We start from the raw sequence: 24803 nt of genomic DNA, 5'->3' as shown, positions 1-24803 counted from the left end.
AAGGCATGGAGCCCGTACACGGCGGTACGGGCTCCTTGGTATGGGCTGCCAGGTTACATCTTGACGGCGGCGTACAGCTCGCCGACTTCCGCCAGCGACAGCGCCCTGAGCGTGCCCGCCTTCGTCCGGCCCAGCTTGACCGGCCCGAACTCGATCCGCGCCAGGTCGATCACGCGGTGACCCGACTCCTCCAGCATGCGGCGCACGATGTGCTTGCGGCCCTCGTGCAGCACCACCTCGACCAGCGCCTGCTGGCCGTGCTCCTGCACGATCGAGAACGAGTCGGCGCGGGCGAGGCCGTCCTCCAGCTCGATGCCCTCACGCAGCCTGCGGCCCAGGTCGCGCGGGATCGGCCCCGGCACCTTCGCCCAGTACTTCTTCTGCACCCCGTAGCTCGGGTGCGTCAGCCGGTTGGCCAGTTCGCCGTCGTTGGTGAGCAGCAGCAGGCCCTCGGTCTCGGTGTCCAGCCGGCCCACGTGGAACAGCCGCGGCGCCAGCTCCTGCACGTAGTCGGCCAGGCACGGACGTCCCTGCGGGTCCTCCATCGTGGACACGACGCCGATCGGCTTGTTCAGCGCGTAGTAGACGAGGTCGGGGGCGGTGGGGATGCGCTTGCCGTCCACATGGATGACCTGCGCCGCTGGGTCCACCTTCGCGCCGAAGCGGCGGACGATCTGGCCGTTGACGGTCACGCGACCGGCGCCGATCATCTCCTCGCAGGCACGCCGGCTGGCCACGCCCGCCTGGGCGAGCACCTTCTGCAGCCTGACGCCGCCGGGGACCTCGGTGGTGTCCCGCTCGTCGGTGTAGCCGGGCTCGAAGAACGCGGTGTCGCGAATGGGCTGGCGGGCGGTCTTGAACCGGTCCGCCGGCCTGTCGCCCCTGCTCGGCCGCTCGTCACGCCGCGGCCCTCTGCCGCTGGGAGCCTTGCCGCCGGTACGGCTGCCGCCGATCGTCTGGACGTCGTCGCGCTTGCCGTACCGTGCCCTGGTGGGGCCGGGGGCGGAGTCACGCCACCCACCCCGAGCGGCCCGGAACCCGTCGCCCCCGGAACGCTCCGGCCGCTCCGCCCGGTCGTCGCGGGGCTGGTAGCCGCCACGGTCACGGTCATCACGCCGCTGGAACCCACCGCGGTCACGGTCATCGCGCCGCTGGAAGCCACCACGGTCATCACTACGACCCTGATAGCCGCCACGGTCACGATCATCGCGCCGCTGATACCCACCACGGTCGTCGCTGCGACCCTGGTAACCGCCACGGTCACGGTCGTCACGGCCCTGGTAGCCGCCGCGGTCGTCTCGGCGGTCGTCGCGGCGGTCGGTGGGCTTGGTGGGGCGGGTCCGGGAGCCGCCCCGGTCGGCGCGCAGGGAGTCTCGGTCCCCGCCGCCGCGTCGGTCGTCGGAGCGGAAGGCGGGACGCCCGCCGCGGCCCGCGTGGCCGCCCGAACGTCCTCGACCGCGTCCATCACCGGACGGGGTGCTTCGCCTGTTGATCACTTCGTTGTCTCCTCGAGGTTCTCCACGTCGTCCGGGAGGAGCGGCGCAAGCTCAGGTAGCTCGCCGATGTCCTTCAGTCCCAGACGCTCCAGGAAGTATGAGCTTGTCCGGTAGAGCACTGCCTGGCTCTCCGGGTCGGTGCCGGCCTCTTCGACCAGCCCCCTGGCGACGAGCGTACGCATGACGCCGTCGCTGTTCACACCGCGTACCGCGGCCACGCGGGCACGGCTCACCGGTTGCCGGTAAGCCACGACCGCGAGAGTCTCCAGAGCAGCTTGCGTGAGCCGCGTCTGCTGCCCGTCGCGCACGAAGCGCTCGACCAGAGGCGCGCACTCGGCCCGCGTGTAGAAACGCCAGCCGCCCGCCACCTCTCTCAGATCAAAACCCCGCCGATCGGCCGTGTATTCCGCCGCCAGTTCCGAAAGCGCCCGTCCGACCTCCTGCGTCGGCCTCTCCAGCACCTGAGCCAGCGTCACCTCGGCCACCGGCTCATCCACCACCAGCAGAATCGCCTCCAGCGAAGCCTTCAACCCCAGCCCCGCCTCGCCACCCGTCCCCGGAATCTCCCCAGAAGACGGCCTGAACTCCGAGTCCGACACACCCGAAGCCACATCGGCCGACTGGACCGGAGCCTCATCAACCCGGCCAGAAGGTGCCGCGGTCTCCGCATCCGAGGCGGCACCAACGGAGTCCGACACCGACGAGACAGGAACCTCCGGATCCGAGGCCCGGCCCGAGGTGGCGGGCGCCACACCACCGGAGTCCGACGGGACCGGAGCCTCGTCAGCCGGATCCGTGGTGTCTTCCGGAGACACGGGGGCCGGGTCGTCGTCGGCGGTGGGCGTTTCGGTGGGGAGGTCCGTCGCGAGGCGGTCGTCCTCGGAGTCGGCGGGCAGGCGGGGTGCCGGGGTGGGCGGGGTGGTGGACAGGGCGCCGGGGAGCGTCATCCAGGCGGGCAGGTCCGGGTCCGCGGAGCGGCGGGGGGCGGGCGGGGTGTCGTGCTCAGGCATCGGTCTTCTTCTCCGCGGGTTCTTCGTAGTCGTCGCCGACCGAGATGTCGCCGTCGTCGGTTCCGGTCCAGGTTACGTGGAGGTCGCCGAGCGGTTCGACCTGGTCGAACGTCACGGCCGACTCCCTGAACAACTCCAGCACCGCCAGGAACCGGGCGATCACCTCGAACGTGCCCTCGCAGTCGGCGACCAGGGCGCGGAACGTGGCCTTGCGCATCCGCCGCAGGCGAAGCACCAGGATAGCCGCCTGCTCGCGGACGCTGGCGAGCGGTTGGTAGATGTGACCGACACTCACCGTCGGCGGCAGCTTCGGGGTGAAGGCCTTGGCCGCGATCCTGGCGAGCTGGTCGGGCCCGATCCCCAGGATCAGCTCGGGCAGCAGGTCGGCGAACTCCCGCTCCATGGGCACGATGCGCGGGAAGCGCAACGCCTCCTCCGCCATCCTGCCGGCGAAGATCTTCGCCACCTGTTTGTACGCCTTGTACTGCAGCAACCGGGCGAACAGCAGGTCACGCGCTTCCAGGAGCGCGAGGTCCTCTTCGTCCTCCACCTCGCCGGACGGCAGCAGTCTGGCCGCCTTGAGGTCGAGCAGGGTCGCCGCCACGAGGAGGAAGTGGCTGGTCTGGTCGAGGTCCCATTCGGGCCCGCGCGACTTGATGTAAGCGATGAACTCGTCGGTGACCTTCGACAGGGAGACCTCGGTGATGTCCAGCTTGTGCTTGGAGATCAGGCCGAGCAGCAGGTCGAAGGGGCCCTCGAAGACGTCCAGATGGACCTGGAAGCCGCCTTGCTCGGTCGAGGTCGATGTCACCTGGCCATTGTCGCAGGAGCGGGCCAGCGCGACAGCACTTCGCGGGCGAGCTCCCGGTACGCGTTGGCACCGAGCGAGGACGGGTCGAAGGTGGTGATGGGCTCCCCGGCGACGGTGGCGTCGGGGAAGCGGACGGTGCGGTTGATCACGGTGTGGAACACCTTGTCGCCGAAGGCCTCGACGACCCGGGCGAGGACCTCGCGGCCGTGCAGGGTACGCGCGTCGTACATGGTGGCGAGCAGGCCTTCGATCTCCAGCTCGTCGTTGAGGCGTTCCTGCACCTTGGCGATGGTGTCCATGAGCAGGGCGACGCCGCGCAGCGCGAAGAACTCGCACTCCAGCGGCACCATGACGCCGTGGGCGCAGGTCAGCGCGTTGACGGTGAGCAGGCCCAGGGACGGCTGGCAGTCGATGAGGCAGACGTCGTAGTGCGGCAGCAGCGGCTTGAGCACGCGGCCGAGCACCTGCTCGCGGGCCACCTCGGTGACGAGCTGGACTTCGGCCGCGGACAGGTCGATGTTGCTGGGCAGCAGGTCGAGGTCGTCGACGCCGGTCTCCAGCAGCACGTCCTCGGCGGAGACGTTGCGGTCCATCAGCAGGTTGTAGACGGTGAGGTCGAGCTGATGGGGGTTGATGCCGAGGCCGACGGAGAGCGCGCCCTGCGGGTCGAAGTCGACGAGCAGGACCTTCAGCCCGTATTCGACGAGCGCGGCGCCCAGGTTGATGGTGGTGGTCGTCTTGCCGACGCCACCCTTCTGGTTGACCATCGCGACCACGCGGGCGGGCCCGTGGATCTCGCGCCGGGCTGGTTCCGGGAACACTGGACGCGGCCTTCGGGTGGGGCCCAGGTTCACGCCGGCGGTGGGCGTGGCCGTCTTCGTGTCACCCCAGGGGTTTTCGGGGTTCCCCTGGGTCGATCCGTTGGTCGTCACAGTCACCAGCTCGAACCTCCCTGACGATCCCGAACCGGACCGTCCGGACGGACACTATGGCGTCAGCACTTAACGCGGCAAGGCGGCACGCCGTACTCGCCGCACGTCGCAAAGACTATAGATCACTGCCGGGCACGCGGATGCGCCGCGGCGTAGACCTCGCGGAGCCTGTCGACCGTCACCAGCGTGTAGACCTGGGTGGTGGTCACCGAGGCGTGACCGAGTAGCTCCTGGACCACCCTAACGTCGGCGCCGCCGTCGATGAGGTGGGTTGCGAAGGAATGGCGCAACACGTGGGGGGAAATCCCGGCAAGTCCGGCTCGTTCCGCGGCGGCCTGGAGGACCTCCCAGGCGCCCTGCCGGGTCAGCCGGCCGCCCCGGGCGTTCAGGAACAACGCGGGCGTGCCCCGCCCATGGGCCACCAGACCGGGGCGGGCCCGGACGAGGTAGGCGTCGAGGGCTTCGCGGGCATAGCGGCCCAGCGGGACGACGCGCGTGCGGCCGCCCTTGCCGCGCAGCCGTACCTGCTCGGCTTCGAGGTCGTCGACGGCCAGGCCGACGGCTTCTGAGATGCGGGCGCCGGTGCCGTACAGGACCTCCAGGAGGGCGCGGTTGCGGAGGGTCAGCGGCGCGCTCTCGGGGCCGGAAGCGGCGATGAGGAGCTCGACCTCGTCGACGGTGATCGGCTTCGGCAGGCGGCGCAACTGGCGGGGCGGGCGCACCTGGTGGGCGGGGTCGTGGCCGGTGACGCCCTCGCGCAGGGCGAAGCGGTGCAGGCCGCGTACCGCCGAGACCGCCCGCGCGGCCGAGCTGGCCACGAGGGCGGGGTGCTCGCCGTCGCCTTCGCGCAGCGCGGACAGAAAAGCCAGGACGTCGGCCTCGGCCACCTGGTCGAGCTCCAGGCGCCCGCGCGCCTGGAGATGGTCGACGTAGCGGCGCAGGTCACGCTTGTAGGAGGCGAGCGTGTTGACAGCCAGACCCCGCTCCACCGCCAGATGGGCGAGGTAGCTGGAGAGCACCGCCTCCACGAAAGCTCACTCCTCAGGTGCGTCGGCGGGCCGCAACAGCCCGAACCCTTCGACCGATGCCGCGTACGCGGCGAGGATACCGGCCACGGCCGGGGAATTGTGGATCATTCCCATGAGCGCTTTCTCGACGGCGTCGGCGAGGGGTACCCATTCGACCGGCATGTCGGTCTCTTCGTGCTTGCGCTCGAAGTCGATCTCGGTACGGCGCAGCCCCCGCGCCAGGAACACCCGGATGCGCTCGTCGGTCATGCCCGGCGAGCTCATCAGGTCGACCAGCGTGTACCAGGTGTCGGCGGCGTACCCGGCCTCCTCGGCCAGCTCACGCGCCGCGGTGGTGACCAGCGGCTCGCCCTCGACGTCGCGGATGCCGGCGGGCAGCTCCCACAACAGGTGGCGCACCGGGTGCCGGTACTGGCGCAGCAGCAGCACCCGGTTGTCCTCGTCGAGCGCGAGGACGGCGACCGAGCCGGGGTGGACGACGTAGTCGCGGTCGGCGACGTCGTCACCCGGCATGCGCACGGAGTCGGTGCGCAGGCCGATCACCCGGCCCTGGAAGTGGTTCTTGGAGGCGACGACGTCCCACTGCTGCGCGGTGTCCCTCACTTGGCGACCTTGGCGGAGACGCGGCCGTCGGCGAAGGCGAGGGCCGCGGCGATGAGGCCCTTGAACAGCGGGTTGGCCCGGGTCGGGCGCGACTTGAACTCGGGGTGCGCCTGGGTGCCGATGAAGAACGGGTGGGTCTCGGCGGGCAGCTCGGTGTACTCGACCAGGCGGCCGTCGGGCGACAGGCCGGAGAAGACCAGGCCGACCTTCTCCAGCTGCTCGCGGTAGGAGTTGTTGACCTCGTAGCGGTGGCGGTGGCGCTCGTCGGCCTTGGCCTTGCCGTAGAGCTGCCTGGCCAGGCTGCCTTCGCCGAGCTTGGCGGTGTAGGCGCCCAGGCGCATGGTGCCGCCCATGTCGCGCTCGCCGGCGACGACGTCCTCCTGGTCGGCCATGGTGGAGATGACGGGGTGCTTGGTGTCGGGGTCGAACTCGGCGGAGTTGGCGTCGACGACCCCGGCCAGGTTGCGCGCGGCCTCGATGACCATGCCCTGCATGCCGAGGCAGATGCCGAGCAGCGGCACCTTGTTCTCGCGGGCGTGCTTGATGGCGCCGATCTTGCCTTCGATGCCGCGTACGCCGAAGCCGCCCGGGATGAGCACGCCGTCGACGCCGTCGAGCTCGCGGGAGGCGCCCTCGTCGGTCTCGCAGTCGTCGGACTTGACCCAGCGGATGTTGACGCGGGCGTCGTTGGCGAAGCCGCCGGCGCGCAGTGCCTCGGTGACCGACAGGTAGGCGTCGGGCAGGTCGATGTACTTGCCGACCAGCGCGATCGTGACCTCCTTGGCCGGGCGGTGCACGCGCCGCAGCAACTGCTCCCACTCCTTCCAGTCCACGTCGCGGAACGGCAGGCCGAGCCGGCGCACGACGTAGGCGTCGAGGCCCTCGGTGTGGAGCACCTTGGGGATGTCGTAGATGGAGGCGGCGTCGACCGCGCTGACGACGGCGTCCTCGTCGACGTCGCACATCAGGCTGATCTTGCGCTTGATGGAGGTCTGCACGGGCCGGTCGGAGCGCAGCACGATCGCGTCGGGCTGGATGCCGATGCTGCGCAGCGCCGCGACGGAGTGCTGGGTGGGCTTGGTCTTCAGCTCGCCGGAGGGACCGATGTACGGCAGCAGCGAGACGTGCAGGAAGAAGACGTTGTCACGGCCCACCTCGTGGCGGATCTGGCGCACGGCCTCCAGGAACGGCAGCGACTCGATGTCGCCCACGGTGCCGCCGACCTCGGTGATGACCACGTCCACGTCGGGACCGGCCATGCCGCGGATGCGGTCCTTGATCTCGTTGGTGATGTGCGGGATGACCTGGACGGTGTCGCCGAGGTACTCCCCGCGCCGCTCCTTGGCGATGACGTTGGAGTAGACCTGGCCGGTGGTGACGTTGGCCGAGCCGTGCAGGTCGGTGTCGAGGAAACGCTCGTAGTGCCCGACGTCGAGGTCGGTCTCCGCGCCGTCGTCGGTGACGAAGACCTCGCCGTGCTGGAACGGGTTCATCGTGCCGGGGTCGACGTTGAGGTAGGGGTCGAGCTTCTGCATCGTGACCCGTAGCCCGCGTGCCTTGAGCAGACGGCCGAGGCTGGAAGCCGTGAGCCCCTTGCCGAGACTGGAGGCGACACCGCCGGTGACGAACAGATGCTTGGTTTGCGATGCGCTGCGCAAAGGGGCTCCCGTGGCTCGAGGTGTGGTCGATGTGTCCACGGGCTCTCAGGATATCAAAGAACGCCCCCGACATGCCCGAACGGCATGACCAAGCGGTAACTTTGGGCCCTATGTCACACGTACGGCGGGCGGCGGGCGCGCTGATTCACCGCGCCTACGCCGCTTTGCGCAGAGCCGGCGCGATCAGCCCGTCCAGTCCGGCAGGCTATCGCTTCCGCCATCTGGGCCAAGGGGTGTCGATCGCGTTCCCGCCCGGGGCGATCTTCGGCGAGCAGTGGATCGAGATCGGCGAGGGAACGCTCGTCGGGGAGCGGGTCTCGCTGTCGTGCGGCATGGGTCCGGGCGTGGACCTGGGCCCGGACTCGATCCTGCGGATCGGCGGAAGCTGCTCGATCGGGCGCGGCAGCCACGTCGTGGCGCACCAGTCGATCGACATCGGCGACCACGTGTTCACCGGCCCGTACGTGTACATCACCGACCAGAACCACGTCTACGACGACCCCGAGGTGCCCATCGGGCGGCAGTGGCCGAGGAACAGCCCGGTCTCGATCGGCTCGGGCTCGTGGCTGGGCGCCGGCGCGATCATCCTGCCGGGCACCCGGCTGGGGCGGCAGTGCGTGGTGGCGGGCGGCGCGGTGGTGCGGGGCGAGTTCCCCGACCACAGCGTGGTGGCGGGCATCCCGGCCAAGCTGGTGCGCCGCTACGATCCGGCGCTGGGCTGGCACTCCCCCGGCACCTCCGCGATCACCTCGCTGGACCGCCAGGCGACCGCCTGAACCACCACGGGCCGCCCGAAGCACCCATGGACCGTTCATAACCCGGCAAAGGCGGCCTCGCGCCCGTCCCGGCGGGGGACATACCGGGCGTGGAGATCGATCTGCTGCTGCGCCTGGTCGCGGCCGCGGTGCTCGGCGCCGTCATCGGCATCGAGCGGCAGTGGCGGGCCCGGATGGCGGGCCTGCGCACGAACCTGCTCGTCGCCGTCGGCGCGGCCCTGTTCGTGCTGCTCAGCGCGTACGGCTTCCAGGGTGCCACCGCCGACCCGACCCGCGTGGCCGCGCAGATCGTCTCGGGCATCGGCTTCCTCGGCGCGGGCGTGATCCTGCGCGAGGGGTTCAACATCCGCGGCCTCAACACCGCGGCGACCCTGTGGTGCGCGGCGGCGGTCGGCTCGCTGGCGGGGGCGGGAATGTACCTGATGGCCACGGCGGGGACCTTCCTGATCGTGGGCGCGAACACGGCGATGCGCCCGCTGGGCCGCTTCCTCGACCGGCGGCGGGCGGCCCGCCGTACCCGCTACCGGTTCGAGGTGCGCTGCTGGGACGACGACCAGGCGCATGTGCGCAAGCTGGTCGTCAACGCGCTGACCCGGCCTGAGCTGCGGCTGCGCAGCCTCCAGGGGCAGGAGGCGGACCGGCGCGGCCAGGTGGAGGTGATCGCGATCGTGGACAGCCTGCGCCGCGACGAGAACCTGTTCGAGTCGGCCACGAGCCGGCTCAGCCTGGAGCCCTCGGTGACGTCGGTGTCGTGGACGGTCGAGGGCGAGGATGACGACGACGAGGACGAGTCCTAGACCGAACAAGGTTCTGGGGGTTAGCGTCGCGGCATGCGCACCGAACTGGCCGACAGGCTCGGCGTGGAGTTCCCGTTGTTCGCCTTCAGCCATTGCAGGGACGTGGTGGCCGCGGTCACCAACGCGGGCGGGTTCGGCGTCCTGGGCGCCATCGCCTACTCCCCCGCCGAGCTGGACGCCGAGCTGTCCTGGATCGACGAGCGGGTGGGCGGCCGGCCGTACGGGGTGGACGTGCTCGTTCCCGGGAAGATCGAGGGGCCGCGCGTGGACGTCGCGGCCTTCATCCCCGAACGGCACCGCGACTTCGTCGCGCACCTCTTCCGCAAGTACGGCGTCGCCGCCGCCTCCGGCCGGGAGATCCGCTCGGCCGACGAGTTCGCGGGCCGGGTGACGGCGGCCGGCGCGACCGGGCTGATCGACGTGGCGCTGAAGCACCCGATCGGCCTCATCGCCAGCGCCCTGGGACCGCCGCCGCCCGAGATGGTGGCCAGAGCCCGCGAGCACGGCATCCCGGTGGCCGCCCTGGTCGGCACCGTGGAGCACGCGCGCAGGCAGGTGGCGGCGGGCGCGGACGTCATCGTCGCCCAGGGCACCGAGGCCGGCGGGCACACCGGCGAGATCTCCACGATGGTGCTGGTGCCGCAGGTCGTGGACGCCGTGGGCCAGGTCCCCGTGCTGGCGGCCGGCGGCATCGCCGGCGGGCGCCAGATGGCCGCGGCGATGGCGCTCGGCGCGCAGGGCGTGTGGTGCGGGTCGGTCTGGCTGACCACCGAGGAGGCCGAGACGGCCCCGGCGGTCAAGCGCAAGATGCTGGCCGCCTCCTCGCTCGACACCGTCCGTTCGCGCTCGCGCACCGGCAAGCCGGCCAGGCAGCTGAAGTCGGCGTGGACCGAGGAGTGGGACGCCGCACCCGAGAGCCCGGGTCCGCTGGGGATGCCGTTGCAGATGCTGGTGGCCGAGGGCGCGATGGCCCGCATCGGCGCGGCGGCCGAGCGCGGCGAGCCGGGCGCCGTGGAGCTGGCCAACTACTTCGTCGGCCAGGTCGTGGGCCAGCTCGACCAGGTCAGGCCGGCCCGCGAGGTGGTCTACGCGATGGTGAGCGAGTTCGCCGACGCGGTGGAGCGGCTGCGGCGCCTGTCAGAGTAGAACGGTGGAGTTCGTCGAGCTGGCCAGGGGCGGCGGGGTGCCCGCGCACGTCCAGATCGAGCGCTGGCTGCTGGAGTCGATCGCGCGCGGCGAGATCGCTCCGGGCGACCGGCTGCCGGGCGAGCGCGACCTGGCGGCGCGGCTCGGCGTGTCGCGGATGACGCTGCGGCAGGCGCTGGCGACGCTGGAGGCGCGCGGTGTCCTGGTCCGTACGCAGGGGCGCGGCGGCGGGGCGTTCGTGGCCGAGCCCCGGGTCGAGTGCGACCTGACGGGGCTGGCCGGGTTCACCGAGCGGATGCGCAGGGCCCACCTGACCGCCGAGGCCAGGCTGCTGCGGGCGCGTACGCGCCGGGCGCCGCCTGAGGTCGCGGCGGCGCTGGAACTGGAGCCCGCGGCGCCGGTGCACGAGATCGCCCGGGTGCGCTCGGCGGGCGGCTCGCCGGTGGCGCTGGAGTTGTCGTTCTTCCCCGCGGCGCTCCTGCCGGGCTTGCTGAGGGAGGACCTCGGCGGCTCCCTGTACGACCTGCTGGCCGCCCGCTACGGGCTGGCGCCCAGCCGCGCGGTCGAGCACCTGGATCCGGTCGTGGCCACCCCCGAGCAGGCCGCCGAGCTGGACGTGGCGCCGGGCACGCCGCTCATGCGCATCGAGCGCACCGCCTACGCGGTCGCGGGCGTGCCGGTGGAGCACGCCCGCGATCTCTACCGTCCCGACCGGGTCCGCCTGACGGTGCGGACCTAGCCGACCGTGCCGGTGACGCGTTCGCCGAACAGCTCGACCTCCACGGCGGTGCCCGGCTCGGCGTTCAAGTAGGCGTAGGCCAGCGAGGCGCCCAGCGTGTAGCCGTAGCCGCCCGAGGTGACGCGCCCCTCCACCCGGCCCTCGACGCGCACCGGCTCGTTGCCGAGCACGACCGCACGCGGGTCGTCCAGCGTGATGCGGCGCAGCCGCCGCGGCGGCGACGGGTCGAGCGCCGCGCGGCCCAGGAACTCCTTGTCCATCTTGACGCAGAAGCCCAGGCCCGCCTCGTACGGCGTCGTCTCCGGGCCGAGGTCGGCGCCCCAGACCCGGTAGCCCTTCTCCAGGCGCAGGCTGTCGATGGCCTTGTAGCCGCAGGCCATCAGCCCGTACGGCTCACCGGCGGCCCACAGGGTGTCCCAGAGCGCCCTGCCGTACTCGCTGGAGCAGTAGAGCTCCCACCCGAACTCGCCCACGAACGTCACCCGCAGCGCCAGCACCGGCACGTCGCCCACGGTCAGCTCGCGCGCGGACATGAACGGCGCGTCCAGCGGGTCGGCGGTGAGCGTCGCCATGATGTCGCGCGCCTTCGGGCCCCACAGGGCGAAGCAGGCGTACTGCCCGGTCACGTCGGTGATCCGCGCCCCCGAGCCGCGCAGCCTGGCCTGCTTGCGCAGCCAGCCGAGGTCGTGGGAGCCGAACGCGGTGCCGGTGACGATGAGGAAGTCCTCCTCGCCGCGCCGGGTGACGGTGAAGTCGCACTCGATGCCGCCGCGCCGGTTGAGCGCCTGTGTGTAGGTGACCTGTCCGGGCTCGCGGGCGACGCGGTTGGCGCAGACCCACTCCAGCAGCCCGGCCGCGTCGGGGCCGCTCACCTCGATCTTGGCGAACGAGCTCTCGTCGAACAGTCCCGCGCCGGTGCGGGTGGCGCGGTGCTCGGCGCCGATCGCGGGATGCCAGCCGCGCGCCGCCCACCCGCGCGGCTCCTCTTCCTTCCGGTACGGCTCCGCCGCGTTCGGCGCGTAGTAGTTGACCCGCTCCCACCCCGACTTCTCGCCGAAGACGGCGCCGTGGGCGGCGTGCCAGGCGTAGGCCGGCGAGGTGCGCAGCGGGCGGCCGGCGGCGCGCTCGTGGCCGGGGTAGCGGATGTCGTAGTAGGTCTCGTAGTTCTCCACGACGCGTTTGCGCGTGTAGGAGGGTGAGCGGTACTGGCGGCCGAAGCGGCGGATGTCCATGTGCCACAGGTCCATGGACGGCTCGCCCTCGACGATCCACTCGGCCATGACCATGCCGATGCCGCCCGCCCCGGCGATGCCGTGCGCGCAGAAGCCGGCCGCCACGTAGAAGCCGCCGACCTCGGTCTCGCCCAGGCAGAACTCGTTGTCCGGGGTGAACGCCTCCGGCCCGTTGATCATCTTGCGGATGCCGACGTCGCCCAGGGCGGGGACGCGAATGGCGGCATTGTCGGAAATTTCGGTGAATCGGTCCCAGTCCTCCGGCAGCAGGCGGCCGTTGAAGTCCGGTGGGACCGGGTCCAGCCAGGGGGCCGAGGTGCGCTCGTAACCGCCCATGACCAGGCCCTGGACGTCCTGGCGGTAGTAGACGAGCAGGTCCGGGTCGCGCAGCGTGGGCAGGCCGGTGTGCTCGTGGAAGCCTTCCGTCACCACGTACTGGTGCGACATCGGGATGATCGGCACGCGTACCCCGGCCATGCGGCCGATCTCCGGGGCGAACATTCCGCCGCAGTTCACCACGATCTCGCAGTCGACGTCGCCCCGATCGGTACGGACCCGGCGGACCCGGCCCCGCTCGACGTCTATGCCGAGGACCCGGGTGTGGGTGCGGATCGTGGCGCCGCCCTCGCGGGCCAGGCCGGCCAGCGCGTAGCAGAGCTGGGAGGGGTCGATCTGGCCGTCGGTCGGCAGGTACGCGGCGCCGACCACGCCCTCGGGGTCCATGAGGGGGAACAACCCGGCCGCCTCGGCCACCGAGATCTCCTCCAGCGGCAGGCCGTACGTGCGGGCCCAGCCGATCTGGCGGCGGATCTCCTCCATGCGCTCGGGGCTGGAGGCGAGCTTGATGCCGCCGCACTCGGTCCAGACGTCGAGCTTGCGGTAGAGCTCGACCGAGTACTGGTTCATGCGGGTCAGGGTGGGGTCGGCGCGCAACTGGCCGACGAGTCCGGCGGAGTGGAAGGTGGAGCCGCTGGTCAGTTCGTCGCGGTCGAGGACCAGGACGTCGCGTTCGCCGAGTTCGGTCAGGTGGTAGGCCACGCTGGCGCCGCCGACGCCACCGCCGATGATCACGATCCGGGCCGAGTCGCTCATGCTCGCGACGCTAACCGGCTGGCCGTAAAAGGTCTAGACCGTTTCCTGGTCGATCGAGCGCGTGTCGCGGGTGCGTGAGGCACGATCGGAGGTGGGGGCACGGTGCTAGCATCGCCGGTCAATCTTGACGAGGAGAGCGCCCATGGACGAGGTTCTCGACCGTATTCCCCTGCTGGCGGGCCTGCCGCGTACCGTCGAAGAGCTTCCCGGGGGGCTCACCAACCGCAACTACAAGGTGAGCGTGCCGGGCGCGGCGTACGTGGTCAGGGTGCCGGCCAGCGAGGGCGGGCTGCTGGGCATCGACAGGGACGCCGAGCACGCCAACTCGATCGCGGCCGAGCGGGCGGGGGTCGGGGCGCCGGTCCACGCCTATCTGCGGGAGCTCGGGGTGCTGGTGGTGGGGTACCTGCCGGGGCGGACGTTCACCGAGGCGGACCTGCGGGACTCGGCGAACCTGCCGCGAGTGGCCGAGGCGTGCCAGAGGCTGCACACCGGGCCGCGCTTCTCCCGGGACTTCGACATGTTCGAGATCCAGAAGGGATACCTGAAGATCGTCCAATCCCGAAATTTCCGCCTCCCTGCGAAATATCGGGATTTCGAGCCTCATGTGGCGCAGATCCGTGAAGCGTTGAAGGTCCGTGACGAGGGGACCGTCCCCTGCAACAACGATCTCCTGCCCGGCAACTTCATCGACGACGGCGAGCGCCTGTGGCTCATCGACTACGAGTACTCGGGCAACAACGACGCCTGCTTCGAGCTGGGCAACATCTGGAGCGAGTCCGACCTGTCGCTGGAGCAGCTGGAGGAGCTCGTCACCGCCTACTACGGCCGCCGCCTGCGCAACCGCATCGCACGGGCGCGGCTGCTCGGCCTCATGTCCAAGTACGGCTGGACGCTGTGGGCCGCCATCCAGGACGGCGCCAACGAGTCCATCGACTTCGACTTCTGGTCGTGGGGCATGGAGAAGTACGAGCGCGCGATGGCCGAGTTCACCGGCCCCGCCCTGCCCACACTCCTGGACGAGGCCACCCGCCCCGACTGACCATGCGGCGATGAGCCGGCTCTGCCCTCGCCCGCGCGGGTCTGCGACCACGTGCTCGGCGGCAAGGACGACTACGAGGCCGACCGCCGGGCCGCCGAGCACGTCATGCGGGTCTTCCCCGAAGGCAGGGACCTGGCCTGGGCCAACCGCAGGTTCATGCGCCGCGCCGTGACCCACTGCGCCCGCCACGTCGCCCAGATCGTCGACCTCGGCACCGGCATCCCACCCCGCCCGACGTCGGCGCCGTCGCCCGCCGGGTGCGGCCGGACGCGGTGGTGGCGGCGTCGGCAACGACCCGGTCGTGCTCGCCTACGACCAGGGTGGCCCCTTCCGCATCGTGGCGGGCGACGTGCGCGATCCGGCCGCGACCGTAGCCGCCCTCGGCGGCGAGGTGGTCCGGGCGCGGCCGCAGGAGGCGGAGCCCCTGATCGACCTGCGGATACACGGAGGTGTCGCCGAGGTGACCTGACGCCGGGCGGGCGGGCTAGGTTGGTGTCATGTTCGCCACGCTCACCGGCCTGGGTCTGTCGACGGCCGCCGGGCTCAACGCCTACATCCCGCTGCTCGTGGTCGGGGTGCTGGCCAACTTCACCGACCGCGTGAAGCTGCCCGACGGCTACGCGTGGCTGTCGAACTGGGGCGTGCTGGCGGTGCTTGCCGTGCTGCTGCTGGCCGAGGTGGTGCTCGACAAGATCCCGGCCGTGGACAGCGTCAACGACATGATCCAGACGGCGGTCCGGCCGGCCTCCGGCGGCGTGGTGTTCAGCGCCACCTCGGCCGCGGCCGAGCTCGACAACTCCACCTGGCTCACCGAGAACCCGTGGCTCAGCTGGGTGCTCGGCATCCTGGTGGCGCTGGCCGTACACGCGCTGAAGGCCACGGCCCGCCCGGTCGTCAACGTCGGCACCGGCGGGGTCGGCGCGCCCGTGATGAGCACCGTCGAGGACGCCGGCTCGCTCGGCGTGAGCCTCGTGGCGATCTTCATCCCGCTGCTGGTGATCGTCCTGCTCATCGGGCTGGCCCTGCTCGCGTGGTGGGTGATCAGAAAGGTACGGCGCCGCCGCCGCAACCGCTCACCCGGCTAGCCAGCCGAGCACGAGCGCGACGAAGTCGTCAGGCCGCTCCTCGTGCAGGCGGTGGCCGGCGCCCTCCCAGACGACGACCTTCGAGTCCGGGTGCTTGAGCAGCCCCTCCTCCCAGGCCGCCTGGTTCGGGTCGCACCACAGCGACAGCACCGGGCAGGCCCTTCGCGCCAGGTAGGCGTCGGAGGCGGGCCGTACGCCGATCGAGTCCTCCAGCGCGAACATCGCCTCGAACGCCTGGGCCAGCACGTGCGGCGGCATGCCGTACAGGCGGCGCCGGTGCCAGCGGCGGATGAGCGCGGGGGTACGCCGGTTCGTGCACCAGCGGTCGATCTCGACGGCCGCCTCGTGTGCGTGTTCCGAGCGCAGGGCGGCGATCGTCCGGGGGAACATCCCGGCCACCTCGGGCGCGATGCCGTACCCCGGATCGACCGCGACCAGCCGCTCGACCAGGCCGGGATGCTCGACGGCGAGGATGGAGACGATCTGGCCGCCCATCGAGTGGCCGATCGCGACGACCTTCGCGACGCCGAGCGCGGCCAGCAGCGCGGCGAGGTCTTCGGCCATGCGGCGGGGCGTGTTGTCCTCGGCGGGCACGGAGGAGTAGCCGTGGCCGCGCAGGTCAACGGCGATCACCCGGCGCCCGGCGGCCAGGGCGTCGAGGTGCCAGGACCATTGGTGCGAGTCGGCGCCCCAGCCGTGCACCAGGAGCAACGGCGTCGCCTCTCCGGCGCCGTCGTCGGTGTAGAAGAGCCGGACGTCCTCGGCGACCCGCGCGTACGGCATGCGCCTCCCTACCTCAGGCCTTCGCGCAGCGCCGCGCAGGCGTGCTCGGAGGCGGACTTGGCGGCCGGCAGGAAGGCGTCCATGCCGAAGAAGCCGTGGAACATGCCCTCGAACCGCAACGTCCGCGCCTCGCCACCGGCCGCGCGCAGCTTGTCGGCGTAGGCCTCGCCCTCGTCGCGCAGCGGGTCGTGCTCGGCGGTGATCACCATCGCGGGCGGCAGCCCGTGCGCGTCAGCCCTGATGGGCGAGCAATACGGCTCGGCCCGGCGGGCCAGGTCCGGCTGGTAGTTGTCCCAGTACCACCGCATATGCGCATTGGTCAGGAAATATCCCTCACCGTTCTCGTCGTGCGACGGCGTGTCCATCGCCGAGTCGGTCACCGGATACACGAGCAACTGGAACCGGATCGGCGGCCCCTGCCCCGAGTCACGCGCCTTGAGGCAGGTGACCGCGGCCAGGTTCCCGCCCGCGCTGTCACCGGCCACCGCGATCCGCGCCGCGTCCCCGCCCAGCTCCGCCGCGTGCTCATGCACCCAGGCGGTCGCCGCGTAGGCGTCCTCCACGGCGGCCGGATAGGGATGCTCGGGCGCGAGCCGGTAGTCCACCGACACCACGACCGCCCGCGCGCCCGCGCAGAGCGTCCGGCAGACGCCGTCGTGGGTGTCGAGCGTGCACAGCGTGAAACCACCGCCGTGGAAGTACACGACCACGGGATGCGGCCCGTCCCCCTCGGGCCGGTAGACCCGCACGGGCACCTCACCCGCCATCCGATCCTCAACCCCGCCGACCGGGTACGGCTCCGCCGCCATGGCGGGCGCACGGGCCAGGATGCGCCGGGCTTCGGCGGCGTCGAACACCTCGGTGCCGATCTTCGGAAAGACGCCGGTCAGCACGTCGATGACCACCCGCGTGCTCTCGTCAACGGCCACGCCGTACCTCCTCAAGCCTCACCACACCAGCCCCGCGACCGCCGCCCCGGGGCCACCACCGCATCTGTCACCACGCCAGACCCCCTGCCTGATCACCACAGCGGCGGCGGGATCACCGGCTCCGTGTGCCAGAGGTCGCGAAGGCGGGGCTTTCGGCACGTCGGATCCCCGCACCCGGCACCCGCGCGGCCCTTCACCCACGTCAGACCCCCGGCGGCGCGGCGGGGCCCGGCTCTGGAGGTGTCGCGAACGTCGTGGATGCCGCCGGTGGCGTGGGGATGGGCGGCCGGGTGATCAGGGCGACTTCTCCGGCGGTCCAGCCGCCGTCCACGGCGAGTTCGGCGCCGGTGATGTAGGAGGCCGCGTCCGACAGCAGGAACGCGACGGCCTCGGCCACCTCCTCGGGCGTGCCCCACCGCCCGCTGGCCGCCAGCGGGAACGCGCCCTCCGCCGGCGTGGCCCCGAACTGCTCGGTCATGGGCGTGACGATCATCCCGGGATGCACGGAGTTGACCCGGATCCGGGCGGGCGAGAACTCCAGCGCCGCGATCTTCGTGAGCCCGCGTACGCCCCATTTGGAGGCGCCGTACCCGGAGGTACCGGGCAACGCGAACAGTCCCGCCACCGACGACAGGTTGACGATGGCGCCGCCGCCCGCCGCCCGCATGGGCCCGACGGCGGCCCGCAGGCCGAGGAAGACCCCGGTCAGGTTGACGTTCAGCACCCGCTCGAAGTCGTCCAGCGTCGTCTGCTCGATCGGCTGGGTGGAGACGATTCCGGCGTTGTTCACCAGGCCGTGGAAGGGGCCGGTCTCGTCCATGACGCGGGCCCAGTCGGCCTCGCTGGTGACGTCGTGGGGCAGGAAGCGGCCGCCGATTTCCTTGGCGGTAGCCGTACCCTCCTCGGCAAGGACGTCCGTGACGATCACGCGAGCGCCCGCGGCGGCGCAACGGCGGGCGGTGGCGGCGCCCATGCCGCGCGCTCCCCCGGTGACGACGACGACCTTCCCGTCGAGCATGCGCGGCTCCTCAAGCGGCCCGGGACAATGGACGCACTGAACCACAGGCCCCTGACACAATCAAGAGCTTGCTCGGTTCACTGTCCTGTGCCGAATCCGCTCGGGATGGAACTACCTGAGCCCCATCCGGCGTTGGTCAGAGCGATAAGAACGCAGCGGAACGCGATCTGGCTGAGCCTCATGCCGGCCGATTCGGCGGACTATGCTCAGTGCACGGGAGGTGCCTCCGATCGAAACGATCTTCGCGATTCTGCTTGTCGTCTTCCTGCTGATCCTGGTGCTCGGCGGGGTGGCGATCTTTTTCATGGTCAAGCTGGGCAAGAAGGCGGCCAAATCCGCCAAGAAGGCGACGACCCGGCTCAGCGCCCACGTCAACGCGATGGGCACCGGCGAGGCGGCCGAGATCGAGCGCCTCCGCCTCGACCTGCGCCGCGAGGTCGGGCTGACCCGCCAGGCGATCGACCAGGCGCACGCGTCGGGCTGGGGCCTGGGCGACCTTCCCCACCTGATGGCCGAGCTGGCCAAGCAGGCCGAGGTCCAGGACCAGCAACTGGGCATCTACGCCCAGCAGCTGCGCATCTCCTCGGTCGTCGACCACGTCACGGCCGAACGCCTGCGCGAACACCAGGCCAAGCTCACGGCCATGTGCGCCCGCATCCGCGCCGACCTCATGCGCACGCAGGTGCAACACGCCTCGGGCGGCATCGACGACCTCTCCTCCCGCACCGACCTGGAGATCGAGGCCCGCCGCCCGGCCCCCTTCACCGACCCGCTGGACGAGATCGACGACCTCTACCGCAAGACCATCCAGAACCGCCAAGAGCCCTCCTGACATCACTCTCCGTGAGATCATGGCCACCGTGCTGCCCGACTGGTTCCATCCGGGCCCTCGGGAGGGCTGGACCGCCGACATGCTCGACCACCTCCCTCCCGACGCGCCCAAGCATGTCGATCTGATCGACGGATCCCACTTCACGAGGTCACCGCAGACCAACTTCCACGCCTACGTGGTCAATCTCTTGATCGACCGAGCCTCGGGCATCAGGCCGCCGCACCACCTGGCAGTCGCACGCGAGATGACCGTGACACTGGGCGAGCGGCAACGCCCCGAGGCCGACGTCATGGCGGTGTCACGAACGGCCGCATCGCAGCCACACCGGACGTCCTACTCGCCCGACGAGGTCCACAAGTCGTTTCCAAAGCGTCCGAGGAACTGGACCGGACCACCAAGCCGAGCAAGTACGCCGACGCCGGGATCAGGTTCTTCTGGCGCATCGAAGAGGAAGACGGCGCAGCGGTCGCCTACACCTTCGAGCTCGAACCGGCCGTGAAGGCCTATGTCCCGACGGGCATCCATCTCGACTACACCAAGCTCATCTGAAGCGCACCCGCATTTTTGGGCGTTGACGAAACTTCCTTACATGCTATTGATAGATCGAGTCGGAAAGTTTCAACGCAGCGCTGCACCGCCTCCCCCATCCACCCCCCAAGGAGGACGCGCATGGTGCGCAGCACGCCCACTGACCCCATCGACTTACTCGGCCCGGTCCAAGGCGAAGTCTCGTGGTTCTGCTGCGGGAACGCCTGGGGACCCTGCAGTTCCACCGGCAAGGGTGCCTGCGGCACCTGCAACTCCGGCAGCCTGCAGCACGCCTGGCCCAACACCTCCGACGCCTGCTGGAACATCACCCGTCCCGACCGCTGCGGCGACGCCCTGTCCCGCCGGACCTGCGGGTTCCGCCACCGGACCACGTCCTTGTGCGGCGGCGGCAGCATCGTCACCACCATCGCCGACTGCGGCCCGCAGACCGACCTGTTCTGCGGTGAGCGCAGCTGCTGCGGCGCCACCTGCGCCAGCAACCGGCTGATCGACCTCACCCCGGCGGCCTACTCCAGGATCGCCAGCCTGTCCACGGGCCTGCGCCCGTGCGAGATCTCGACGGCCTGAGGGAGCTGAGGATGACCACGCGCAGGCAGATGCTCAAATCCGCGCTCCTGGGCGGCGGCGCCACGGTCGTGGCCGCCACCGCGATGGGTTCGCTCGGCCCCGAGGCGGCCTTCGCCGCCGCACCGGATCAGCCGGAACCCGGCGTCCCCGACCCCGACTTCGCCGAAGGCCGCATCCGGGCCGTCAAGGACAACACCCTGATCGTGCTCGGCTCGAACATGGTCTTCCACCAGATCAGGGTCGTCGACGGGACGAGCCTGTGGAAGCTCGGCCCGGTCGGCTTCGACCAGGCCAGGCCCGGCGACGGCCTCTACGCCAGAGGCGTCCGCATGCCCGACGGCATGCTCGCCGCCGAGTCCGTGTGGCTCAACATCGTCAACATCAAGGGCCACGTCAGGAACATCACCAGCGAGAAGATCCACCTCGACCACAACGGCAAGGACGTGCTCTGCCACGTCGTACCCGGCAGGTCCGTGGCCGTCCACTCCGACGCGCCGCCGTCGGCCGACCTGTCGCTCCTGCGCGTCGGCCAGCACGTCCAGGTCCTGGGCGCCTGGCGGCCCGACACCAACGAAGTCGACATCGCCACCGTCTTCTCCCCGCACTAGGAGCGTGTGATGCAAGGGATCGCCGCGCTGCAGCCTTACGTGATCGCCGCCTTCCTGGTCTGGGCGGCCCTGATGAAACTGCTCAGCCGTCGGATGCGGTCGCAGGCCGGGCGGACGGCGCTGGCCCGGTTGTCCGGCCCGGCGCGCGCGGTCCCTCTGCTCCGTCTGGTGGCGGTGGCCGAGCTCGCGGTGGCGGGCGTCCTGCTCGCGCCGCCGTCCTCTCCCTGGGAGGGTACGGCCGCCGCCGCCCTGTCCACCGGCTTCCTCGCCTACCTGGCCTACTCCGCGATCGCCGTCCCCGATTCGTCCTGCGGCTGCCTGGGCGCCCACGGCCGGCCGGTCGAGTGGCGTTCGTTCGCCCGCGCCGGGCTTCTGCTGGCCATGAGCGTGCTGGCGGTGACGGCCGGGCCGTACCCGGTCGAGCCGCTCGCGCTCGTGATAGCCGGCGCCGAGGCCCTCGCCCTGCTGGCCCTCTCCCCCGAACTCGACCGTCACTGGCTCACACCGTCACGGCAGCTCCTGGTACGGCTGACGCGTCCGCTGGCCGTACGCGAGCCGGGGCTGATCCCGCTGGAGACCTCGCTAAGGCTGCTCTATCGCAGCCCCGCCTACTGCACGGCCGCCGCCCACCTGTCCTCGGACATCCAGGACTTCTGGGATGAGGACGGGCTGCGGTTTGCGAGTTATGCGGCGCGGGGCCGTACCGCGGTCTTCTCCATCCCCCTGTACGGCGGCGCCCCCGCGGACGTGCGCGTCGCCCTCGTCGAAGAACCCGCCCTCGGGTGATGTGATGGAGGGGTGGACGTCAAGCACCCGATCTTCGCCCGCCTCTACATCCGGCTGAGCCACGCCATGGAGCGCGGCGGCATGCGCGAGAAACGCCAGGCGCTGCTCGCCCCGCTCCACGGCCACGTGCTGGAGATCGGCGCGGGCAACGGCATGAACTTCCGCCACTACCCGCGCGAGGTCACCCAGGTGCTCGCCGTCGAACCCGAGCCCAGCCTGCGCGCGGCCGCCCGGCACGCCGCCAAGGAGGCGCCGGTGCCCGTCGAGGTCGTCGACGGACTGGCTGAGCGGCTGCCCGCGGCCGACGGGGAGTTCGACGGCGTGGTGTCGTGCCTGGTGATGTGCTCGGTGCACGACCAGGCCGCGGCGCTGCGCGAGGTGCGCCGCGTGCTGGCGCCAGGTGGCCGGTTCCGGTTCCTGGAGCACGTACGCGCCGACACCGCCGGGATCCGGCGGGCCCAGCGGGTCATCGACGCGACCGTGGGCCCGCGCCTGCTCGGCGGCTGCCATTGCGGGCGGGACACGGTCGCGGCCGTGGAGCGCGCCGGGTTGCGGGTGGGGCGGCTCGACCGGTTCCTGTTCCCCGGCGGGCGAACGCCGTGGGCGTTCCACGTCATGGGCACCGCCGTGCTCTGAACGACCCCGGTTCACCTCACCCGGGCCTCCGCGCGCAGGAGGGCGGCCAGTCCGTCGGGGTCGGCCCGGGACAGGCCCTTTCCGGCGAACCAGGTGGCCACGTTGCGGGCGTCCCGGTCCAGGAACTCGGGCCCGGCGGGGTGGGAGATCACGTCCACGATCTGGGGCAGGTCGATGATGACCAGGCGGCCCTTGTGGACCAGGATGTTGTAGGGCGACAGGTCGCCGTGGGCCAGGCCTTCGTGCGCCAGCCGTACCATCGCGTCGACGAGCTGCTCCCAGAGGCCGGGCAGGTCGTCCGAGACGTTGGCCAGGCGCGGCGCCGCGTAGCCGTCGGGCGTGCCGATGAACTCCTCCAGCACCTCCGTCCCCACGATCTGAACCGGGTAGGGAACCGGCAGCCCCAGCTCGAACAGCCGGGTCAGCGCCGCGAACTCCGCGCCCGCCCACTGCCCGGCGATCACCTGCTTGCCGAACGCCGTGCGCCCCGCCATGGCCCGCGACATGCGGCTGTCGCGCATGCGGCGCCCCTCCAGGTACCCGGCGTCGCGGTGGAAGAGGCGGTGCTCGCCCGAGCGGTAGCGCTTGGCGGCCAGCAGGCACTGGCGGTCGGTGCCGGGCACGCCGCGCGAGATGAGGTGCACGTCGGCTTCCTTGCCGGTCTTGAGCACGCCCAGCTCGGTGTCGACCGCGGCCAGCTCGGTGACCAGCCAGCCGGGGTACGGCCGGGGCCCGCGCTCGGTCGGCACGCTGAGGTCCCAGGTGGACCAGCGATCCCCCTCGGGCGGACCGTCTTCGTCGGCTTCGTCGCGGTGATTGTTCTCAAGCCACTCGATGTCGTCGGCGTCGAGGGCGTTCTTGCCACGCTTGCGGTACTGCTTCGGCACGGTGAAAGGCTCCAGAGTGAAGGCCCACCGGCGCGGCGATCAGGTCAGCGGCTGACCGGTGGGGAGGTCTGAGGACGCGGAAAAAGGCACGCGGAAGACATTCGCCATGGTCTCGACCTCCTCGCTCTCGAAGCTCCGACGAGTATGCCCACCCCGCCGACCACCCGCAACCGAATTACCCCTCGCTACGCTGGGCGGATGCACCGGTGCCCGCGATGCGGCTGTTTCGAGTACGGCGGCGCCCCCTCCTGCGCCCGCTGCCGCGGCCTCCTGGACACCCTCGTGGAGGACGGCTACCAGGCCTTCCTGAAGGAGGAGTCGCTGCCCGACGACCCGGACCTCGCCGAGATGATCGTCAGCGAGATCAAGCCCTACGCGTGGCGGGTCGTGGACGCCGCCTTCGACCGCCTGACCTGCCCCGCCTGCGGCAGCCGCCGGGGCAGGGGCCCGGCCGGGTGCCCGCCGTGCGATCTGGACGAGGGTTTCCGCTACTCGGCCAGGGAGCCCGACCGTCCCGGCGTGCCGCCCTTGAACGAGCACGCGGTCCGCGTGGGCGCGGCCGTCCTCCGCAACGCGCACCGGCACAGCGAGAAGGCCCTGCTGAGCTGGCGCCTCGGCTTCCCGCTTGTGCTGGCGGGCGGAATGTTCACCACCGCCCAGGCCCAGAACCTGCGGGCCCGCATCAACAAGGGCGCCGGCTACGACGACCTGGCCCCGTGGGTGGCCACCAGAATCCATCCTCCCGTGGTCAACGAGGGAGAGTCTCCTTCTCGGCAGCGTTGACGTCCTGGATGCGTCTTGTCGCGGCGAAACAGCTCAAGGAGTTTTGGTGAAGACGTCCTCGGCGGTGGCGGCGGTCAGGGCGCGCAGCATCCACTCCCGCACCGTCGACTGACGCCGGCAGGAGTCGATGGCCTCGTCCTGAACCCGGTCCACCTTGAGCCGCCGATGCTCCAGCAGCCACCGCAACGTCTCGCGCCGCCCGTGCCAGCGCCCGGCCTCCCAGAAGGGCCCGGTGACGGCGTTCTCGATCAGCAGGTAACGCTCGCCCATCATCAGGTTCTCCAGCTCCGCCCGGTCCTGGGCGGAAAGCCGGGAGCTCAAGTACGAGTAGTAGTGGGCGCCGCGCTCATCCTTCAACACCAGCAGCGCCTTGGCCACACACGCACGGACATCCGGGTCACCACTGGCGATAGCCCACAGTGTGGCCAGTTCGGGCGACTCCGCGATCTTGTCCAACGCGTACCAGCGCCGCAGGTCCCGCGGCCCGACCACCACGGTCTCCAGCCCATGCCGGAACTGGTCGGCCACCTCTTCGTCAAAACAGACGACCATCAGCAGCCCTGTGTCATCCACCCGCCCGCCAACCAGTGCCAACGGAAACCGCAGACACACATTGATCCGCCCGCCGTTGACCGCCGTGACCTCCACCATCGGCGCCTCCGGCTCATCCGCGACAAGCCGCGCATCCCGATACCCGGTCGGCAGCCCACCCTGAGCGACCGACATCAACTCCAGGACGAGACTCGGATGCCGCCTGACCATCTCCAGCGGCATCTCGTACACCTGCGGTCCGGACACAGCGGACTCCTTTCAAAGGGTGACCGTCAGATTACGCTGTGTTTACCGTGGCCGGTGGGGCAATCGATTCTTGTGATGACCCGAGTTGGCCGTGGCCTTCGTCACACCCTCCAACCCACCACCCGAACCGCAGCTCAGAGCCATGACCCCGGGCACCGCCCCCTGGCAGACACTCACCAC

At 71.0% G+C, this 24803-nt stretch carries 27 protein-coding genes and 1 pseudogene; 15 read left to right on the top strand and 13 right to left on the bottom strand.

Annotated features, from left to right (window positions below; all coding sequences use genetic code 11):
- Window positions 1-53 precede the first annotated feature (53 nt).
- From ACFWYW_RS35145 to ACFWYW_RS35115, 7 genes are all read right to left on the bottom strand, one after another.
- The gene (locus tag ACFWYW_RS35145) at window positions 54-1496 is read right to left on the bottom strand and encodes a pseudouridine synthase (RefSeq protein WP_379641167.1); all 1443 of its coding nucleotides are present in this window, start codon (window positions 1494-1496) and stop codon (window positions 54-56) included.
- Window positions 1493-2059 (bottom strand): SMC-Scp complex subunit ScpB, encoded by a 567-nt coding sequence (gene scpB / locus ACFWYW_RS35140; RefSeq protein WP_379612996.1) that lies wholly within the window; start codon window positions 2057-2059, stop codon window positions 1493-1495. The genes ACFWYW_RS35145 and scpB overlap by 4 nt, the downstream gene beginning before the upstream one ends.
- A gap of 439 nt (window positions 2060-2498) precedes the next feature.
- Window positions 2499-3317 carry a segregation and condensation protein A gene (locus ACFWYW_RS35135; RefSeq protein WP_379612912.1) on the bottom strand — a complete coding sequence of 273 codons (819 nt, stop codon included), beginning with the start codon at window positions 3315-3317 and terminating at the stop codon, window positions 2499-2501.
- Window positions 3314-4255, bottom strand: coding sequence for a ParA family protein (locus ACFWYW_RS35130; RefSeq protein ID WP_379612913.1), 942 nt, complete (start codon window positions 4253-4255; stop codon window positions 3314-3316). Before ACFWYW_RS35130 ends, ACFWYW_RS35135 begins: the two co-directional genes overlap by 4 nt.
- A gap of 116 nt (window positions 4256-4371) precedes the next feature.
- On the bottom strand, window positions 4372-5277 hold the full coding sequence (locus ACFWYW_RS35125; RefSeq protein ID WP_379612914.1) for a site-specific tyrosine recombinase XerD: 906 nt from the start codon (window positions 5275-5277) through the stop codon (window positions 4372-4374).
- 6 nt (window positions 5278-5283) lie between these two features.
- Window positions 5284-5880: an NUDIX domain-containing protein gene (locus tag ACFWYW_RS35120; protein ID WP_379612915.1), complete on the bottom strand. Its 597-nt coding sequence runs from the start codon at window positions 5878-5880 to the stop codon at window positions 5284-5286.
- A complete protein-coding gene (locus tag ACFWYW_RS35115; RefSeq protein WP_379612916.1) occupies window positions 5877-7538 on the bottom strand; it encodes a CTP synthase in 1662 nt (553 codons plus the stop codon). Before ACFWYW_RS35115 ends, ACFWYW_RS35120 begins: the two co-directional genes overlap by 4 nt.
- A gap of 110 nt (window positions 7539-7648) precedes the next feature.
- On the opposite strand from ACFWYW_RS35115, the gene ACFWYW_RS35110 reads away from it, so the two are divergent.
- The 4 genes from ACFWYW_RS35110 to ACFWYW_RS35095 all read left to right on the top strand — a co-directional run bounded on the left by ACFWYW_RS35110 (window position 7649) and on the right by ACFWYW_RS35095 (window position 10996).
- On the top strand, window positions 7649-8314 hold the full coding sequence (locus ACFWYW_RS35110) for an acyltransferase (RefSeq protein ID WP_379612917.1): 666 nt from the start codon (window positions 7649-7651) through the stop codon (window positions 8312-8314).
- 89 nt (window positions 8315-8403) lie between these two features.
- The gene (locus tag ACFWYW_RS35105; protein WP_379612918.1) at window positions 8404-9111 is read left to right on the top strand and encodes an MgtC/SapB family protein; all 708 of its coding nucleotides are present in this window, start codon (window positions 8404-8406) and stop codon (window positions 9109-9111) included.
- Between the two features lie 33 nt (window positions 9112-9144).
- Window positions 9145-10257, top strand: a complete 1113-nt coding sequence (locus tag ACFWYW_RS35100) for an NAD(P)H-dependent flavin oxidoreductase (RefSeq protein WP_379612919.1) — start codon at window positions 9145-9147, stop codon at window positions 10255-10257.
- Window positions 10258-10261: 4 nt separating this feature from the next.
- Window positions 10262-10996, top strand: a complete 735-nt coding sequence (locus tag ACFWYW_RS35095) for a GntR family transcriptional regulator (protein ID WP_379612920.1) — start codon at window positions 10262-10264, stop codon at window positions 10994-10996.
- Here the strand turns inward: ACFWYW_RS35095 and ACFWYW_RS35090 are convergent.
- Window positions 10993-13320 (bottom strand): FAD-dependent oxidoreductase, encoded by a 2328-nt coding sequence (locus ACFWYW_RS35090; RefSeq protein ID WP_379612921.1) that lies wholly within the window; start codon window positions 13318-13320, stop codon window positions 10993-10995. The genes ACFWYW_RS35095 and ACFWYW_RS35090 overlap by 4 nt on opposite strands.
- 142 nt (window positions 13321-13462) lie before the next feature.
- Here ACFWYW_RS35090 and ACFWYW_RS35085 point away from each other — a divergent pair, with 142 nt between their 5' ends.
- The 4 genes and pseudogenes from ACFWYW_RS35085 (at window position 13463) to ACFWYW_RS35070 (ending at window position 15447) form a co-directional block, all read left to right on the top strand.
- Window positions 13463-14362: a phosphotransferase gene (locus ACFWYW_RS35085; RefSeq protein ID WP_379612922.1), complete on the top strand. Its 900-nt coding sequence runs from the start codon at window positions 13463-13465 to the stop codon at window positions 14360-14362.
- A gap of 21 nt (window positions 14363-14383) precedes the next feature.
- Window positions 14384-14584: pseudogene (locus ACFWYW_RS35080) on the top strand (SAM-dependent methyltransferase); the annotation flags it as partial.
- Window positions 14585-14663: 79 nt separating this feature from the next.
- Window positions 14664-14831, top strand: coding sequence for a hypothetical protein (locus ACFWYW_RS35075; protein WP_379612923.1), 168 nt, complete (start codon window positions 14664-14666; stop codon window positions 14829-14831).
- A gap of 28 nt (window positions 14832-14859) precedes the next feature.
- Window positions 14860-15447, top strand: a complete 588-nt coding sequence (locus ACFWYW_RS35070) for a DUF4126 domain-containing protein (RefSeq protein ID WP_379612924.1) — start codon at window positions 14860-14862, stop codon at window positions 15445-15447.
- On the opposite strand, the gene ACFWYW_RS35065 is transcribed toward ACFWYW_RS35070, so the two are convergent.
- From ACFWYW_RS35065 to ACFWYW_RS35055, 3 genes are all read right to left on the bottom strand, one after another.
- Window positions 15436-16230 (bottom strand): alpha/beta fold hydrolase, encoded by a 795-nt coding sequence (locus ACFWYW_RS35065; RefSeq protein WP_379612925.1) that lies wholly within the window; start codon window positions 16228-16230, stop codon window positions 15436-15438. The two genes, ACFWYW_RS35070 and ACFWYW_RS35065, sit on opposite strands and share 12 nt — an antisense overlap.
- Window positions 16231-16238: 8 nt before the next feature.
- Complete coding sequence (locus ACFWYW_RS35060) at window positions 16239-17159, bottom strand: alpha/beta hydrolase (protein ID WP_379612926.1); 921 nt, start codon at window positions 17157-17159, stop codon at window positions 16239-16241.
- Between the two features lie 202 nt (window positions 17160-17361).
- The gene (locus ACFWYW_RS35055) at window positions 17362-18177 is read right to left on the bottom strand and encodes a glucose 1-dehydrogenase (RefSeq protein ID WP_379612927.1); all 816 of its coding nucleotides are present in this window, start codon (window positions 18175-18177) and stop codon (window positions 17362-17364) included.
- Between the two features lie 220 nt (window positions 18178-18397).
- On the opposite strand from ACFWYW_RS35055, the gene ACFWYW_RS35050 reads away from it, so the two are divergent.
- The 6 genes from ACFWYW_RS35050 (at window position 18398) to ACFWYW_RS35025 (ending at window position 22155) form a co-directional block, all read left to right on the top strand.
- Window positions 18398-19009, top strand: coding sequence for a hypothetical protein (locus ACFWYW_RS35050; RefSeq protein ID WP_379612928.1), 612 nt, complete (start codon window positions 18398-18400; stop codon window positions 19007-19009).
- A 19-nt stretch (window positions 19010-19028) separates the two neighbouring features.
- On the top strand, window positions 19029-19508 hold the full coding sequence (locus tag ACFWYW_RS35045; protein WP_379612929.1) for a Uma2 family endonuclease: 480 nt from the start codon (window positions 19029-19031) through the stop codon (window positions 19506-19508).
- Between the two features lie 170 nt (window positions 19509-19678).
- Window positions 19679-20125 (top strand): hypothetical protein, encoded by a 447-nt coding sequence (locus ACFWYW_RS35040; RefSeq protein ID WP_379612930.1) that lies wholly within the window; start codon window positions 19679-19681, stop codon window positions 20123-20125.
- Window positions 20126-20136: 11 nt separating this feature from the next.
- Window positions 20137-20733, top strand: a complete 597-nt coding sequence (locus tag ACFWYW_RS35035) for a cell wall protein (RefSeq protein WP_379612931.1) — start codon at window positions 20137-20139, stop codon at window positions 20731-20733.
- A gap of 9 nt (window positions 20734-20742) precedes the next feature.
- Window positions 20743-21519 carry a MauE/DoxX family redox-associated membrane protein gene (locus tag ACFWYW_RS35030; RefSeq protein WP_379612932.1) on the top strand — a complete coding sequence of 259 codons (777 nt, stop codon included), beginning with the start codon at window positions 20743-20745 and terminating at the stop codon, window positions 21517-21519.
- Between the two features lie 12 nt (window positions 21520-21531).
- Window positions 21532-22155, top strand: coding sequence for a class I SAM-dependent methyltransferase (locus tag ACFWYW_RS35025; RefSeq protein ID WP_379612933.1), 624 nt, complete (start codon window positions 21532-21534; stop codon window positions 22153-22155).
- An 11-nt stretch (window positions 22156-22166) separates the two neighbouring features.
- On the opposite strand, the gene ACFWYW_RS35020 is transcribed toward ACFWYW_RS35025, so the two are convergent.
- Entirely contained in the window at window positions 22167-23042 is an 876-nt protein-coding gene (locus ACFWYW_RS35020) for a serine protein kinase RIO (protein ID WP_379612934.1), read from the bottom strand.
- Between the two features lie 198 nt (window positions 23043-23240).
- On the opposite strand from ACFWYW_RS35020, the gene ACFWYW_RS35015 reads away from it, so the two are divergent.
- A complete protein-coding gene (locus tag ACFWYW_RS35015; protein ID WP_379612935.1) occupies window positions 23241-23825 on the top strand; it encodes a hypothetical protein in 585 nt (194 codons plus the stop codon).
- 33 nt (window positions 23826-23858) lie between these two features.
- Here ACFWYW_RS35015 and ACFWYW_RS35010 read toward each other — a convergent pair whose 3' ends face one another.
- Window positions 23859-24599: a hypothetical protein gene (locus tag ACFWYW_RS35010; RefSeq protein ID WP_379612936.1), complete on the bottom strand. Its 741-nt coding sequence runs from the start codon at window positions 24597-24599 to the stop codon at window positions 23859-23861.
- Window positions 24600-24803 lie beyond the last annotated feature (204 nt).

The organism is Nonomuraea sp. NPDC059023 (assembly GCF_042740095.1).
Taxonomy (GTDB): domain Bacteria; phylum Actinomycetota; class Actinomycetes; order Streptosporangiales; family Streptosporangiaceae; genus Nonomuraea.
Note: the sequence above shows the minus strand (reverse complement) of the source record. Positions and strands in the feature narration are given on the sequence as shown.